15 protein-coding genes are annotated in these 14,027 nt (G+C 67.3%); 8 read left to right on the forward strand and 7 right to left on the reverse strand.

Going from position 1 to position 14,027, the window contains the following annotated elements; all coding sequences use genetic code 11:
* Nucleotides 1-11: 11 nt before the first annotated feature.
* Together GJV26_RS04180 and GJV26_RS04185 are read right to left on the reverse strand one after the other, a co-directional pair.
* Entirely contained in the window at nucleotides 12-926 is a 915-nt protein-coding gene (locus GJV26_RS04180; RefSeq protein ID WP_155707724.1) for a helix-turn-helix domain-containing protein, read from the reverse strand.
* A gap of 165 nt (nucleotides 927-1,091) precedes the next feature.
* On the reverse strand, nucleotides 1,092-1,829 hold the full coding sequence (locus GJV26_RS04185; RefSeq protein ID WP_155707725.1) for an SDR family oxidoreductase: 738 nt from the start codon (nucleotides 1,827-1,829) through the stop codon (nucleotides 1,092-1,094).
* Nucleotides 1,830-1,952: 123 nt separating this feature from the next.
* Between GJV26_RS04185 and GJV26_RS04190 the strand changes: the two genes are divergently transcribed.
* Together GJV26_RS04190 and GJV26_RS04195 are read left to right on the forward strand one after the other, a co-directional pair.
* On the forward strand, nucleotides 1,953-2,885 hold the full coding sequence (locus GJV26_RS04190; protein WP_155707726.1) for an AraC family transcriptional regulator: 933 nt from the start codon (nucleotides 1,953-1,955) through the stop codon (nucleotides 2,883-2,885).
* Between the two features lie 367 nt (nucleotides 2,886-3,252).
* Entirely contained in the window at nucleotides 3,253-3,501 is a 249-nt protein-coding gene (locus GJV26_RS04195; protein ID WP_155707727.1) for a hypothetical protein, read from the forward strand.
* 290 nt (nucleotides 3,502-3,791) lie between these two features.
* Here GJV26_RS04195 and GJV26_RS04200 read toward each other — a convergent pair whose 3' ends face one another.
* Entirely contained in the window at nucleotides 3,792-4,001 is a 210-nt protein-coding gene (locus tag GJV26_RS04200) for a cold-shock protein (protein WP_056443212.1), read from the reverse strand.
* Between the two features lie 349 nt (nucleotides 4,002-4,350).
* Here GJV26_RS04200 and GJV26_RS04205 point away from each other — a divergent pair, with 349 nt between their 5' ends.
* From GJV26_RS04205 to GJV26_RS04215, 3 genes are all read left to right on the forward strand, one after another.
* Complete coding sequence (locus tag GJV26_RS04205; protein WP_229419167.1) at nucleotides 4,351-5,487, forward strand: sensor histidine kinase; 1,137 nt, start codon at nucleotides 4,351-4,353, stop codon at nucleotides 5,485-5,487.
* A complete protein-coding gene (locus GJV26_RS04210) occupies nucleotides 5,484-5,840 on the forward strand; it encodes a response regulator (protein ID WP_229419168.1) in 357 nt (118 codons plus the stop codon). The genes GJV26_RS04205 and GJV26_RS04210 overlap by 4 nt, the downstream gene beginning before the upstream one ends.
* 108 nt (nucleotides 5,841-5,948) lie before the next feature.
* On the forward strand, nucleotides 5,949-7,097 hold the full coding sequence (locus tag GJV26_RS04215) for a sensor histidine kinase (RefSeq protein ID WP_173346137.1): 1,149 nt from the start codon (nucleotides 5,949-5,951) through the stop codon (nucleotides 7,095-7,097).
* A gap of 15 nt (nucleotides 7,098-7,112) precedes the next feature.
* Here the strand turns inward: GJV26_RS04215 and uraH are convergent, their stop codons facing one another.
* Complete coding sequence (uraH, locus tag GJV26_RS04220; protein WP_155707729.1) at nucleotides 7,113-7,580, reverse strand: hydroxyisourate hydrolase; 468 nt, start codon at nucleotides 7,578-7,580, stop codon at nucleotides 7,113-7,115.
* A 26-nt stretch (nucleotides 7,581-7,606) separates the two neighbouring features.
* The gene (locus GJV26_RS04225; RefSeq protein ID WP_155707730.1) at nucleotides 7,607-8,110 is read right to left on the reverse strand and encodes a GlcG/HbpS family heme-binding protein; all 504 of its coding nucleotides are present in this window, start codon (nucleotides 8,108-8,110) and stop codon (nucleotides 7,607-7,609) included.
* A 152-nt stretch (nucleotides 8,111-8,262) separates the two neighbouring features.
* Between GJV26_RS04225 and GJV26_RS04230 the strand changes: the two genes are divergently transcribed.
* The 3 genes from GJV26_RS04230 to GJV26_RS04240 all read left to right on the forward strand — a co-directional run bounded on the left by GJV26_RS04230 (nucleotide 8,263) and on the right by GJV26_RS04240 (nucleotide 11,797).
* Nucleotides 8,263-8,955 carry a heavy metal response regulator transcription factor gene (locus tag GJV26_RS04230; protein WP_155707731.1) on the forward strand — a complete coding sequence of 231 codons (693 nt, stop codon included), beginning with the start codon at nucleotides 8,263-8,265 and terminating at the stop codon, nucleotides 8,953-8,955.
* Entirely contained in the window at nucleotides 8,952-10,370 is a 1,419-nt protein-coding gene (locus GJV26_RS04235; protein ID WP_155707732.1) for a heavy metal sensor histidine kinase, read from the forward strand. The genes GJV26_RS04230 and GJV26_RS04235 overlap by 4 nt, the downstream gene beginning before the upstream one ends.
* A gap of 260 nt (nucleotides 10,371-10,630) precedes the next feature.
* Nucleotides 10,631-11,797: a sensor histidine kinase gene (locus GJV26_RS04240; RefSeq protein ID WP_173346138.1), complete on the forward strand. Its 1,167-nt coding sequence runs from the start codon at nucleotides 10,631-10,633 to the stop codon at nucleotides 11,795-11,797.
* Between the two features lie 36 nt (nucleotides 11,798-11,833).
* Here the strand turns inward: GJV26_RS04240 and GJV26_RS04245 are convergent, their stop codons facing one another.
* Together GJV26_RS04245 and GJV26_RS04250 are read right to left on the reverse strand one after the other, a co-directional pair.
* Nucleotides 11,834-12,775: an extracellular catalytic domain type 1 short-chain-length polyhydroxyalkanoate depolymerase gene (locus GJV26_RS04245; RefSeq protein ID WP_173346139.1), complete on the reverse strand. Its 942-nt coding sequence runs from the start codon at nucleotides 12,773-12,775 to the stop codon at nucleotides 11,834-11,836.
* Between the two features lie 267 nt (nucleotides 12,776-13,042).
* Nucleotides 13,043-13,948 (reverse strand): LysR family transcriptional regulator, encoded by a 906-nt coding sequence (locus GJV26_RS04250; protein WP_155707735.1) that lies wholly within the window; start codon nucleotides 13,946-13,948, stop codon nucleotides 13,043-13,045.
* Between the last annotated feature and the right edge of the window lie 79 nt (nucleotides 13,949-14,027).

Below are 14,027 nucleotides of genomic sequence, written 5' to 3' on the forward strand. Positions count from 1 at the left end.
TCGGGATCTTGCTATGGACCGGGCTGCCGCGCGGCGCGCCAGGCGCTCGGCGCAGTGCCGGTCGATTCACGGAACACCTGTGCGAAGTGGCTGGGGCTCGCGTAGCCCACGGCCAGGCCGATATCGAGCATGGATTGCCGCGTGTCGCCCAGCAGGCGGCGCGCCTCGTCCATGCGCAGCCGCACGAAATAGCGCGACGGCGCCATGCCGGTGGCCTGCTTGAACACGCGCGAGAAGTGGAACACGCTGAGCCCGGCGAGCGCGGCCAGCCGGCCCAGGTCGAACGGCTCGGCCAGCCCGTCGCGCATCGCATCGAGCACGCGCCGCAGTTTATGCGCCGGCAAGCCGCCGCGCACCACCGCCCGGCCATCCGTCTCGCGTTCGTAGTGCGCCACCACGTGCGCCGTGATCGCCTGCGCCACGCCCTGCACGAAGCTGGCGGCCGCCGGCACGGGGCCCGACAGCGCCGCGTGCAGCGCCTGGAACAAGCCGCCCAGCACCGCGTCGCGCTCGCCGGACACCTCGCGCAGTGCGAAGCGGGCCAGTTCCTTGCCGGCGAGCTCCCTGGCGGTACGCGCGAGCAGTGGGAGGCCGAGATACACGTGCATCACGCAAAACGGCTCGTCGCCCGTGCTGCGCCAGCGCATCTCGACCGGCGCCGGCGACGTGGTCAGGTAGAAATCGCCGCTGCGCACCGGTACGGCAAGCCACTCGCCGCCCAGCGGCCGTTCTTCCACGGTCGCCGCGCCGGAAACGATCCAGACCAGCATCGGCTCCGGCACGGCCGGCACCACGACCGGCTCCTGCACCGGCGCGTGCGCGTGGATCTCCACGTGGATATCGTCCGGCGCGCGGGCCCTGCGCTCGCGCAGCAGCTCGCCGGGAATGTGTTCCTTCATCGATTCGACCGAAGCGGTATGGGTCATGCCTTTCCTTTCCACTCTCACGACAGCGCGATGCCGACCAGCGTGGAGTGTATCGCGAACAGGAATGCCGCATCGACGGCGCCGCCGTGGACATGCGCGGACACGTGGCCCGGCTGCGCCACCCGATGGACGGCTGAACGTGCCGGCCGGGGAGGCGGCGAAACGTCAGTACGGGCTGGCCGTGGGGCGCACGATGATCTCGCTCACGTCCACGTCGGCCGGCTGCTCGATCGCGAAGTGGATCGTGCGGGCGATCGCCTCGGGCTTGATGGCGATCCGCCGGAAGCCGCGCATCTCCTCGCGTCCGCCCGGATCCGAGATCGACTCGGCCAGCTCCGATTCCACCACGCCGGGCGATACGACGGTGACGCGGATGTCGCCCCCTACCTCCTGGCGCAGGCCCTCCGAGATCGCGGCGACGGCGAACTTGGTGGCGCAGTACACGGCGGCGGTCGGGCTCACGGCATAGGCGCCGATCGACGCCATGTTGATGACCTGCCCGCTCCTTTGCCGCTGCATCACCGGCAACGCCGCGGCGATGCCGTGCAGGACGCCGCGCACGTTCACGTCGATCATGCGGTTCCACTCGTCGACCTTCAGCGCCTCGAGTTTCGACAGCGGCATCACGCCGGCGTTGTTGACGATGACGTCCACGCGGCCATGCAGGTCGAGGGCGAAACGGACGAAGTCCTGCATGCTTTCCAGGCTGGTCACGTCGAGCTGGCGGACAGCCGCGGACCCGCCTTCGGCGGCGATGCGGGCGGCCAGTTGCTCCAGCCGATCAGTACGGCGCGCGCCCAGTACCACGTGCATGCCGCGAGCGGCGAGACAGGTGGCGGTGGCCTCGCCGATGCCGCTGCTGGCGCCGGTGATCAGGACGACTTTCTTGCTTGCTGCATTCATGGTGTTCTCCGTGGCTGGTTGCGATGGGGCCAGTATGCAAGAGCGTGCCGGAACGGAAAATATCCATTATTATCTGGCGATTGCCTGATTCTCCAATCCCGTGATCCCCTGCTTCCATCGGACATGAGCGACTCGCGACAACGCCGGATCATCGCCCTGCTGGAGCGGCTCGCGCCGCACGAGGGCTACACGCTTTCCAGCCTGCCCGGCCTGAAGTTCATGCGCGCCAACGGCAGCATTGCGCGCACGCCGGTGCTGTACGAACCGTGCATCGTCATCGTCTGCCAGGGGCGCAAGCGCGGCTTCCTCGGCGGCCAGGCCTATACCTACGATGCGCATCATTACCTGGTGCTGTCGGTGCCGCTGCCGTTCGAATCCGAAACCGAGGCCGGCCCCGGGGAGCCGATGCTGGCAGTGTCCGTGCCGATCGACCTGAAGGTGGCGGCCGAACTGGTGCTGGCGCTGGAGGAGCGGCACCGGCAGCACGGCGCGCCGCCATCGGGCATCCTGTCGACGCCGCTCGACGAACGGATGAGCGACACGCTTCTGCGGCTGCTGGAGGCGCTGCAGTCGGAGGCCGATGCGGCGATCCTCGGGCCGGCCATCGTGCGGGAACTGGTGTACCGCGTGCTGACCGGGCCGCAGGGGGGCGCCATCCGCGCCGCGCTCACGCAGCAAAGCCATTTCGGCAAGATCGGCAAGGCGCTGCGCCGTATCCACGCCAGCTACGACCGGCCCATCGACGTGGGCACGCTGGCCAGCGAGGCAGGCATGAGCGTGGCGGCGTTCCACGCGCACTTCAAGGCGGTCACGCAGACCACGCCGATCCAGTACCTGAAGACGACGCGCCTGCACAAGGCGCGCCTGCTGATGGTGCAGGACGGCCTGAACGCGGCCACGGCCTGCCACCGCGTGGGCTACGAAAGCAGCTCCCAGTTCAGCCGCGAATTCAAGCGCTTCTTCGGGCGCACGCCGGCCAGCGAGGCTGCGGAAATGAAGAACGCGCTGATGCAGATGCCGGCGCAACCGGCATCCGCCCACATGACAATGCAGTAGCGCAGCGTGCCCGGCACTCCGCGCGATACGGCACCTTGCCTGCAAATAAACACCTGAAATCGCTATCGATCGTTCCCGGCAGGTGGATATTCGCCCTGCATGCGCCATGGCGCCCCACCCCACCATGCAAATAAACCGCTTCGCGCGCCCGGGAAGCGCGTACACTGCGACCAGTGGGGCCACATAGCAAAATGCTATGAACCTGAAGTTGAAACCGCTTGCGCTGGACCAGTCACCGACCGGCCTTCGCGCGGATGCCCCATGTTACAGCCTTTCATGGCGGCCTGCGATGCGACGTCGACGAGTTCGATCGACCATTCCGGGCAGCTTCCGGCCCCAGGCCGGCCATTGTCCAGCGGAGTACAGCATGCCTTCTCAATCCTATCGTGGCCACGTGATCGACGTGACCAGTTATCCCCTCGGCGAACGCATCGCCTACCTCAGCAGTATCACGGTCGTCGTATCCGGCGAAGTGCGCCATCTGGCGAAATCGCTGGCCGATTCGTTCACCAGCGACAGCGATGCGCAAGATTATGCATTCAGCGAAGCCCGCTCCTGGGTCGAACGCTTTCCGCTGCGCTGGCCTTTCACGGCCCGCGCCGCCAGCGGAACGTGAGCGGCGAGGCCTCATCATGACCAAGACGGGTGTGGCGCTGTTCCTCCTGGCCGTTACCGCGGCCTGGTTCCTGTGGCCCTACAACGCGGGACCGGGCGAACCGCCTGCGCGCCATATTCTTACCAGTCAGCAAGCATCGCGGTAAGGTACGAACGGCGCCGGCGCAGCGGCGCCGACGGCATGAGAATAGTTGCCGCAATGCAAAAGCCCACCGCTGGGGTGGGCTTTTGCATTGCGGGCCGCGGCACCGCCCGCGCTATCTGCGCGGTGCGGGCCAGGCAGCCTGATCTTTAGATCGCGCGGATATTGCCGGCTTTTTCGCCTTTTGGACCGGTCGAGCGTTCGAACGAAACGCGCTGGTTCTCGGCGAGGCTCTTGAAGCCTTCCGATTGAATGTCCTGGAAATGGGCAAACAGGTCGCCGCCGCCAGCATCAGGCGTGATGAAGCCGAAGCCTTTGGAATCGTTGAACCATTTTACGGTGCCGGTTTGAGTAGTCATTTAATCAGTCCTTAAAAATTGCATGGGCAAAGACGCCCGAGATGCACATTCGACCAAGAGGGATAACGGAGGAAATCAAACGGGACCGCCAGATGGCGAACGGGAGAGAAAGACCAACAATAACAACGACTTGATGTAGTGCGAGACAGAAGATACAGTACATCGCCATAATGTCCTAATCTTTTCGGATTTATTTTTCGCGATTCACGCTGGCGCAATCTCCCAATAATTTCCTGTGGTAACTGATATTATCCAAAGCCCCCTCCGGTGCGGGTATGGCAGCATCGGGTTCAAATAAGGCAATCGTAAAATGACCCAATCCCGACTCGCCGGTTTCATACGCGACAATATGGAACCAATCCTGCAGGCATGGGAAAACTTCGCGCGCACCATCGAGCCGCCGGCCCTGACGATGAGCGATGTCGATCTGCGCGACCACGCGCGCCAGATGCTGCTGGTGTTTGCCGACGATCTCGACACCGAGCAATCCGACCAGGAGAGCGCCGACAAGGCCAAGGGCTTGGGCGAGCGCGGCCATGCCGACACGGCCGCCGAAGTGCATGCCGAGGCACGCCTGCTGTCCGGCTACACCGTGGTGCAGCTGGTGTCCGAGTACCGCGCCGTGCGGGCGAGCGTGCTGACGCTGTGGGCCGACGACACGCGCGGCGGCCAGGGCACGGACCTGGGCGATGTAACGCGCTTCAACGAAGCGGTGGACCAGGCCGTCGCCGAATCGGTCGCGCGCTACGAGCGCCTGGTCAAGCAGTCGCAGAACATGTTCCTGGCGATCCTCGGCCACGACCTGCGCAACCCGCTCGGCACGCTCGTCACCGGTTCGAGCTTCATGATGCAGGCCACGGATGTGCCGCCGAAGTATGTGCTCGTGGCCACGCGCATGTTCAACGGCGCCACGCGAATGAGCAAGCTGATCAACGACCTGATCGACTTCACGCGCACGCACCTCGGCCCGGGGATCCCGATCCGGATGCGGCAGGGCAATCTCGCCGTCGTGTGCGACCAGGTGGTCAACGAGCTGCGCACCTTCCACCCGGAACGGCAGGTCGACATGCGCCTGTCGCGCCGGCTGGAAGGCCAGTTCGACGAAGGGCGCATCGCCCAGATGCTGTCGAACCTCATCGGCAACGCCATCCAGCACGGCAGCAACGATACCCCGGTCACGGTCGATGTAAACGGCGGCGAGGAAGACATTGTCATTGCCGTGACCAATCGCGGCCCGGTCATCCCGCCGGACAAGATCACGGGCATTTTCGATCCGCTCGTGCGCCTGGTCTCGAACGCCGACGCCGACTACACGGAGCGCACGAGCCTGGGCATCGGCCTGTTCGTTTCGCGCGAAATCGCTCACGCGCATGGCGGCCGCATCGACGTGGCCTCCAATGCGGCCACCGGCACCACCTTCGCGGTGACGCTGCCGCGCCGGCCGAAGGGGTTGCGCTCGACGGACAGCGCGGCGGACCACTCTTGAGCGGCACGCCGCGCACGGTGCTCGTGGTGGACGACGAGCGGGACCTGGCCGACATGGCCGAAGCCCTGTTTGCCGGCCACGGCTTCCAGGTGCGGGTCGCCTATTCGGCGGACCAGGCCCTGGCGCTGCTCGCCAGCGACGGCGCGATCGACGCCTTGTTCTCCGACATCATGATGCCCGGGATGACGGGGCTGCAACTGGCCACGACGGTGGGCAGCCTGTACCCCTCGATCAGGATCGTGCTGACCTCCGGGTACACCGCGCCGGCACTGATGGCCGGCATGGCCCGGCCGTGCCATTTCGTACCCAAGCCCTACCGGATCGACACCGTGGTCGATCTCCTGCGCAGCTGAGCCGCGCAACGCGGCATCGGACCACCGGGGGCGCGGGCCCCGACACGCTTGGCTCATCCATCGATACGGTGCGATACTCCCGGTACAGGCGCTCTTTCCGGAGGCAAGATGATGCAAGCAACCGACCAGCAACCGGACCCGGGCGGGTTATCGGTGACATCACGGAAAATGCTCGAGCTGCGCGAAGCCGTGCTGGCCGAATGGGAGACGCGCGTGCGCGCCTGCCTCGACAAGGCAAAGGAACTGTCGCATCCGATCCTCATCGATACGCTGCCAGCCTTCTACGACAACATCGCCCAGGCCCTGACGGCCGATTATCCGCGGGTCGATGCCGGCGACGGCACCACGGTGGCCATCGAGCATGGCGGCGAACGCGCGCGCATCACGGCCTACGACCATGAATCCCTGATCCGCGAGTACCAGCTGTTCCGGTGGGCGATCTACGACGTGCTCTACCGGGAAGGCGTGCAACTGTCGCGCAGCGAACTGCTCACGCTGGAAGCGTCGATCGACAACGGCATCCAGGCGGCCGTGTCCGGGTTCGTGATGGCGCACACCGCGCTGCGCGAACGCTTCGCGGCGGCCCTGACGCACGACCTGCGCGGCCCGCTGGGCACCGTCTCCGCGGCGCTGGAACTGATCCTGATGGTCAATGATCCCGCGAGGATCAAGACGCTGGCGGCGAAAGCGCTGGACAACGTGCACCGCATGGATGCGATGATCCACGAACTGCTGGACACGATGGCGTTCCACAGCGGCGAACAGCTGGCGCTGCAGCTGGCGCAGTTCGACATTCGCGAGGTGATCCTGGATATCCAGGTCAACAGCGCCGGGGCCGGGCGGCCGCAGGTCGATTTCGGGGACCGGGCGCCGATCGTCGGCTGGTGGGACCGTTCGGCGCTGCGGCGCGCCATCGAGAACCTGGTCAGCAACGCGGTCAAGTACGGCCGGGCGGGATGCCCGATCACGATCCAGGCGGACGAGATCCACGGCCGGCTGCAGCTTTCCGTGCACAACGAAGGCAACCCGATCCCGCCGGAAGAACAGGAATCGATCTTCCAGATGTATCGCCGCTCGGAAAAGGCCAGGCATACCCGCACCAACGGCTGGGGCATCGGCCTGCCGTACGTGCGGGCGGTGGCGGAAAGCCACGCCGGCAGCATCAGCGTGGACAGCCATGCCGAACGGGGTACCACCTTCACGATCGACACGCCGCTCGACTGCCGTGCCTACAGTGGCGCTCCCACCGTTGTGTAGCCGGCCGCCGCCGTGTCAGTTGCCGCGGTAGGTCGAGTAGCCGAACGGGCTCAGCAGCAAGGGGATATGGTAGTGCTGGGCGGGCGCATCCACCGTGAATTCGACCGGTATGCGCGGGAAGAACGTGGCCTGCTTCTGGCGGGCGTAGTGTTCGCCCGTCTGGAACACGATGCGATAATCGCCCGCGGTCACCGGCCGGCCTTCGGGGTAGAGCGCGGCGATGCGGCCCTGGGCATCGGTGACGCCGCCGGCCAGCTCGCGCCACGCATCGCCGGCGCGCGCCTCCAGCGTCACGCGCACGCCCGCGGTGGGCTGGCCGCTCTGCAGGTCCAGCACGTGGACGCTGATCGGGTTGCGGGCCGTGGTTGCCGCCGCGGTTGCGGCAGTGGCAGCGGTGGCAGCCGTGGCGGTAGTGGCCGCGGCGGCGGCAAGGGCGCAGGCGAGCACGAAGCGCTTGATATGATGGCGTTTGATCGGGTACATGGGATTCTCCTGTGGGATTGAAAAAGTCACTGCGCGGCGGGCTGGTCCAGGCCGGGCACGGTGCGGATGGCGGCCAGCGCGCAGGCATGGTCGTTGACCGCGCCGCCGCCGCCGGCGACGCCGATCGCGCCCACCACCTGCCCCGCGGCGGATAGCGGCACGCCGCCGCCGAGCAGCAGCAGTTCCGGCAGCGTGGCGAGGTTGCGGGCATCGGCGCTGGCCGCGGCCTGGCGGGCGAGGTCCAGCGTGGCCGTGCGGGTCGACAGCGCGGTATAGGCCTTGCGCCGGCTCGCCTCGATATTGTGCGGGCCGACCGTTTCGGCGCGCTGCAGCGCCAGCAGGTTGCCGCCGCGGTCGAGCACCGCGACCACGATGGCGCGCTCCTGGCGCCGGCAGGTATCGATGGCGCCGGCGACCAGGCGATTGGCCGTTTCCAGTGTCAGGTCGCCCTGCTGGCGCACCTGCGCGGTGGCCGACGCGGCGGAAAGCGCTGCGAGCATGGCCAGCAGCGAGGCGGTGGGTTTGAACATGGGGCTCCTGTCGGGGTCGATGTGAAGCCCGATTGTGGCATCCGCCGGGCCACGGCCGCCTGACCGCCAGATGACAATTCCGTCATCCAGGACCGGCCTGAACCGGCTTAGAATAGGCGCTTTGCGCAGGCGCTTCCCGCCCGCCCCAAGTCATGACCATCCTGGTGATCGAAGACGAGCCGAAGACCGGCGACTACCTGCAGCGCGGCCTGGCCGAGTCGGGCTTCGCGGTGCGCCTCGCGCGCAACGGGCGCGACGGCCTGGCGATGGCGCGGGACGGCGGGATCGAGCTCGTCGTGCTCGACGTGATGCTGCCGCGGATGGATGGCTGGCAAGTGCTCGAAGCGCTGCGCGGCGATCCGGCGACCGAGCAGGTTCCCGTCATGTTCCTGACCGCGCGCGACGAAGTGCACGACCGCGTGCGCGGCCTGGAACTGGGCGCCGACGACTACCTCGTGAAACCGTTCGCGTTCGTGGAACTGGTGGCGCGCATCCGCACGCTGCTGCGGCGCGGCCCCGTGCGCGAGGAAGAACTGCTTTGCATCGGCGACCTGGAAATCGATGTGATCAGGCGCCGCGTGCGCCGCGGCGCCGCCACCATCGTGCTGACCGCCCAGGAATTCGCCCTGCTCCACCTGCTGGCGCGGCGCCAGGGCCAGGTGCTGTCGCGCTCGCTGATCGCCTCGCAGGTGTGGGACATGAATTTCGACAGCGACACCAACGTGATCGACGCGGCGATACGCCGGCTGCGGCGCAAGATCGACGACCCGTTCGCGGAAAAGCTGATCCACACGCGGCGCGGCATGGGCTATGTGTGCGAGGCCGGGCCGGCCGCCGGGGAATGACGGCCGGGCTGCGCCATTCGCTGGCGGTGCGCGTCACCGCCATGTTCGTGCTGATCGTCGCACTGGCGGCCGCCGGCCTGGGCACCTACCTGTACCGCGCCTTCGTGGCCGAGATCGAACGGCGCGACGATATCGGCCTGCTGGGCAAGCTGCGCCAGGTGCAGATCCTGCTCGGCCGCCCCGGCGCCGCCGAACTGCTGCACACGCGGCCGGATTTTTTCCGCGACACGATGAGCGGCCAGGAAAATTCCCTCGTGCGCTTCATCGCGCCCGATGGCGCGGTGCTGGCCGACATCAACGCGGGCGGCGAACGGTATCCGGTACCGCCCGCCGCCGCGATCGCACCGGACCGCGCGGCGATCGCCGGCTGGACCAGCCGGCGCGGCGATCCGGGCCGCGTGGTGGCCGGGATCGCCCGGCTGGGCACCGGCACGGTGACCGTCGTCGTCGCGCGGGTCTACGGCGAACGCAGCGCCATGTTCGCCCGGTACCGCCAGCGCATTGCCGGCGCCGCCGCCGTCGGCGCGCTGGCGGCGGCGCTGCTGGCCGCGCTGCTGCTGCATCGCGGCCTGCGGCCGCTGCGGGTGCTGGCCGGCCATGCGGCATCGATCCGGCCCGGCACGCTGGCCCAGCGGCTCGACGCGGGCGACGCCCCTTCCGAACTGCTGCCGCTGATCGAGGCCCTGAACGCCATGCTGGCCAGGCTGCAGGAAGGCTATGCGCGCCTGTCGGGCTTTTCCGCCGATCTCGCGCACGAGTTCCGCACGCCGGTGGCGAACCTGCTGGGGCAAAGCCAGGTGATGCTGGCGCAGCCGCGCGGCGCCGCCGAGTACGAGGGGCTGATCGCCTCGAACATCGAAGAGCTCGAGCGGCTGGCGCGCATGATCGAAAGCATGCTGTTCCTCGCCCGCGCCGGGCAGGACGAAGTGTTGCCGGCCCGGCAAGCGCTGCAGGCACTGGACGAAATGACGAAGGTGGCCGACTTTTTCGAAGGAATGGCCGAGGAACGCGGTCTGCGCATCGAATGCGCGGGCAGCGCCGTGGTGCTGGCCGACCCGGCGCTGCTGCGGCGCGCGCTGGCCAACCTGGTGTCGAACGCCGTGCGGCATGCCGACGCCGGCACCACGATCGCGTTGCAAGCCGATCAGCGTGCCGGTTCGACCGTGCTGAGCGTGGAAAACACCGGTGTGCCGATCGCGCCTGAGCACCTGCCGCACCTGTTCGACCGTTTCTACCGCGTGGACACGGCGCGCGGCAACGCCGACGGCTCCACCGGGCTGGGACTGTCGATCGTCGGCGCCATCATGGCGCTGCATGGCGGCACGGCTGCCGTGCAGGCCGAGGGTACGCGGGCGCGGTTCACACTGGATTTCCCTGCCGCCCGGCCCGAGAGCGCGCGCCACGCCGCGCACTGAGCGCACAAGGTCACAGCGGCCGCGGCCGTGGCGCCGCCGGCATCGGCAAACACCATGCCGGCAGGTACAGAAGTGGCTTGCATTCATGTACCCGTCGCATGTCCGGCACGTGCGTGTTCTTACCGTCGTGCTCGGGTGATTTCAGGTTAATATTCGCCATCAACCTCCCGGCGACAAGAACGCCGGCCTGCCACGCCCGACCGGCGGGCCCGAACCGCTGTGCGGGGCGAAGCTGCCTCGTTGAACATGGATGCGCGATCATGCTGGGTATCGAACAGGCTCCGGACGGCGAAGGATTATCCCAGGCGGCGCAGGAACTGCTGTCGCTGCGCGAGGCCGTGCTCGACCACTGGGAAGCCACGGTGCGGGCCGAGATCAAGGGCGCCGCCGAGCTGCTCGGCCCGGCGCTCACCGACAACCTGCCCAGCCTCTACGACAACCTGGCCGAAGCCATCAGCCCGGACCGGCCCCGCAAGACCGCCACGCAGCACACCACCGCGGCCATGTCGCATGGCAGCGAACGCGCGCGCCTGACCTGCTTCGGCCCCGAAGAGGTGTTGCGCGAATACCAGTTGTTCAGGGACGCGATCCGCGATGTAGCCCAGGCCCACGGGATGGCATGGCCGGCCGAAGTGTGGGCCGGGATCGGCCACTCGATCGAGATCGCCGCCTGCGAATCGCTGCGCGAATTCGCCGCCACGCACGAGGCATTGCGCCGGCGGGTGGCCGCCGCGCTGTCGCACGACATGCGCGCGCCGCTGGCGGTCATCGCCACCGGCGCGCAACTGATCGAACTGACCGACGACGTCGAGGTGGCGAAACGCTCGGCGGACAAGATCCGCCGCCACGCCACGCGGCTCGAATCGATGATGGGCGAGCTGCTCGATGCGCTGACCGTGCTGCGCGAGGAATTGCCGCCGCTGGCCCTGTCGTCCTTCGATATCGGCGACCTGGCGCTGGAGGTGGCCCGGCAATTCGGCGAGCACGGCGGCGGCCCCTTCACGTTCGAAGGCGACAGCGTGGCCGGCCACTGGTGCGCGCCGGCGCTACGCCGGGCGCTGGAAAACCTGGTGTCGAATGCCGTGAAATATGGCGCGGGCGGCGAGGTGCGCATCACCACGTCGGTCAACCGCGGCAGGCTGTCGCTGTCGGTCCACAATACCGGACCGGCCATTCCGGAAGACCGGCGCGATCGCATCTTCGGCTACCTGTTCCGCTACGGCGGCCCGGGAACGGTGGGATGGGGCATCGGCCTGCCGTTCGTGCGCGACGTGGCCGAATCCCACGGCGGCAGTGTCTCGGTCGACAGTTCCGACGAAGATGGTACCACCTTCACGATCGACATCCCGGTCGACTGCCGGCCGTTCGTCAAGCGCACCGTGCACTGCGCGGATGCCGTGCCGGAACGGCAGGATGCCGGCGGCTGAGCCGCCGGGCCGCCGGGCCCGTCCCCTGCCGGGCTGTCAGGCCGCCGCGGGCATCCGCACTTCCCTTACATCCCGGAAGAAGCGCAGCATCTCGCCGCTGGCAGAAGGGCCTTTTTCGTCGGTGTAGCTGCCCCGGCAGTTGCCGCCGGACCAGGTATGGCCCGCGCCATGGATCACCCATTGCTCGGCCAGTACCGTGCCGCCGGCACCGCGGTGGACCATCCGCGTGAAGTCGCGGCCCTGGAACGCGCCCACTTCCTTCACCACTTCGGCACATTGCGAATCGTTCGCGCTGGCTGCGCTCAACGAGTGTTCGATGACCGTGTGCCCGTTGGCGATGTGGACGGTTTGATCGTTATCGCCGTGGAATACGATGACCGGCACGGCCGTTTGCGTCAGCGCGGTCGCGTCGCCGATGGCGGCCCCGTTGCGCATCGCCTCCAGCGCCGTGGCGGTGTCGCCGGCACAACCATGGGGCAGGCCGGAATGGCAGCCCACGGCACAATAGATGTCGGGATAGGTACAACCCAGCACCACGGCCATCGCGGCACCGGCGGACATGCCGGCCACGAAGACCTGGTCCGCCGGCACGCCGTATTCGCCTACCACTTCGCGCGTCGCGCCGGCGATCAGCGCGGCATCGCCCTGGTCGCGTTGCTGGTGCGCCTTGTCGAACCAGTTCCAGCAGCCGCCGGGCATGCCGAACCTGGTCTGTTCAGGGTACATGACCAGGCAGCCCGACTGCTCGGCATGCATGTTCATGTCGGTACCGTTGGCGAAATCGTCCACGCTCTGGCCGCAGCCATGCAGCATCACGACCAGGCCGGGCTCCTTGCCCGGATAGGAGGCGGGGATATACAGCTTGTAGCTCAGCGAGCCGTGCGGGGACAGGAAAGTCCTGCTGATGAAGCGGGAAGTACTGGACGAATGCGGCCCGCTGGCCGGTTCGATGGCGGCAGTGCCCAGGCTAAGGGGCATGAACGCAAACCGCGTCCACTGTTCGCAAAAATTTTGTATCATTTGAAGACTCCGGAGAAGTGATGGTGGGTCTCCTGCATGTTTTTTGTTACTTTACCGGCTGCCGAGCTGGCGTGACAGGGTTAATTGGCTGTCTCCGCGTAGGACAGGTACCCGTAAGTAGTTTGTTAGTATTTGACCGGCTGTCCGGCCCCCTCTTTCCTGGCTGTGCTCCTGGCGGCGCATGCCTGCCGTCAACAATCCAGGTCTCTGCCGTTACCTCGCGGGTTACGCCCCGGCGTCGCCGAACACGTCCCTCCCATGCTCCAGCAATGCCTGCCGCAGCCACTGGCCTGCCTGCCGGTGCGCATGCGCACGATGCCACAACACCTCGAGTCGCTGCACCGGCAGTCCCGCCACGTAGTCGCTTTGCAGGCGCACGACTTCGCCACGCTCCAGCGCACTGTTCGCCACGAACAGGGGAACGATCGCCCATCCATGCCCCTGCCGCACCATTTCCAGCACGGCCGGGTCGCCTTCGACCCACCATATCGCACTCGACAGCTGGATTTCCGGCGAACTTTTCTGCCGGGTGCGCGCCGTCAGCGCGATTTGCCTGGTGCTTGCCAGTTCCGTGCGCGTGACCGTGCCTTGCCGCGCCAGCGGGTGCCTGGCCGCCACCACCAGCGCCACTTCCACGCTGCCCAGGCCATGCGACCGGATCGCGCTTCGCAGCCCCTGCTGCTCGTAGCCGACACCGAGGTGCGCGCGGCCGCTGCCGATCATTTCCAGCAAGTCTTCCATCAGCGGGAACAGCAGCTCCAGTTCCACCCGCGGGAAGCGCGTGGCGAAGTCGCCGAGCACCCTCTCCAGCCAGGGCAGATGCGAGTCGTCGTCGATGGCCAGGGTCAGGCGCGGCTCGACGCCGCCGGCCAGTTCGCCGGCCAGCGCCTGCATGTGCTGGCATTCGCCGATGATCCGTCCGGCATCCTTGACCAGGCGTTCGCCGGCCGGCGTCAGGCGCGGATAGCGCCCCGCGCGGTCGAACAGTTGCACACCCAGGTCGGCCTCCAGGTTGGCGACCGCCGTGCTGATGACCGACTGGGCCTTGCACAGGCGGCGGGCGGCCGCGGAGAACGAACCGAGCTCGGCCGCCGCGTGGAACGCCAGGAGCTGATCGATGGAAAAATGCATTTATCTGTTTTTTGAATGGATACCAACTTCAGTCTATCGCACTTCGCGATGTACTCTGCAAGCTCTTCAACAAACAACG

This window comes from Pseudoduganella dura (genome assembly GCF_009727155.1).
Taxonomy (GTDB): domain Bacteria; phylum Pseudomonadota; class Gammaproteobacteria; order Burkholderiales; family Burkholderiaceae_D; genus Rugamonas; species Rugamonas dura.

Excerpts from the sequence above, each read along its gene's own strand:
- GJV26_RS04205 (WP_229419167.1), top strand. The coding sequence starts at position 4,351 with ATGGAACCAATCCTGCAGGCATGGGAAAACTTCGCGCGCACCATCGAG.
- GJV26_RS04190 (WP_155707726.1), top strand. The coding sequence starts at position 1,953 with ATGAGCGACTCGCGACAACGCCGGATCATCGCCCTGCTGGAGCGGCTC.
- GJV26_RS04250 (WP_155707735.1), bottom strand. The coding sequence starts at position 13,948 with ATGCATTTTTCCATCGATCAGCTCCTGGCGTTCCACGCGGCGGCCGAG.
- GJV26_RS04240 (WP_173346138.1), top strand. The coding sequence starts at position 10,631 with ATGCTGGGTATCGAACAGGCTCCGGACGGCGAAGGATTATCCCAGGCG.
- GJV26_RS04230 (WP_155707731.1), top strand. The coding sequence starts at position 8,263 with ATGACCATCCTGGTGATCGAAGACGAGCCGAAGACCGGCGACTACCTG.
- GJV26_RS04195 (WP_155707727.1), top strand. The coding sequence starts at position 3,253 with ATGCCTTCTCAATCCTATCGTGGCCACGTGATCGACGTGACCAGTTAT.
- GJV26_RS04245 (WP_173346139.1), bottom strand. The coding sequence starts at position 12,775 with ATGCCCCTTAGCCTGGGCACTGCCGCCATCGAACCGGCCAGCGGGCCG.
- GJV26_RS04180 (WP_155707724.1), bottom strand. The coding sequence starts at position 926 with ATGACCCATACCGCTTCGGTCGAATCGATGAAGGAACACATTCCCGGC.
- GJV26_RS04185 (WP_155707725.1), bottom strand. The coding sequence starts at position 1,829 with ATGAATGCAGCAAGCAAGAAAGTCGTCCTGATCACCGGCGCCAGCAGC.
- GJV26_RS04215 (WP_173346137.1), top strand. The coding sequence starts at position 5,949 with ATGATGCAAGCAACCGACCAGCAACCGGACCCGGGCGGGTTATCGGTG.
- GJV26_RS04235 (WP_155707732.1), top strand. The coding sequence starts at position 8,952 with ATGACGGCCGGGCTGCGCCATTCGCTGGCGGTGCGCGTCACCGCCATG.
- GJV26_RS04200 (WP_056443212.1), bottom strand. The coding sequence starts at position 4,001 with ATGACTACTCAAACCGGCACCGTAAAATGGTTCAACGATTCCAAAGGC.
- GJV26_RS04225 (WP_155707730.1), bottom strand. The coding sequence starts at position 8,110 with ATGTTCAAACCCACCGCCTCGCTGCTGGCCATGCTCGCAGCGCTTTCC.
- uraH (WP_155707729.1), bottom strand. The coding sequence starts at position 7,580 with ATGTACCCGATCAAACGCCATCATATCAAGCGCTTCGTGCTCGCCTGC.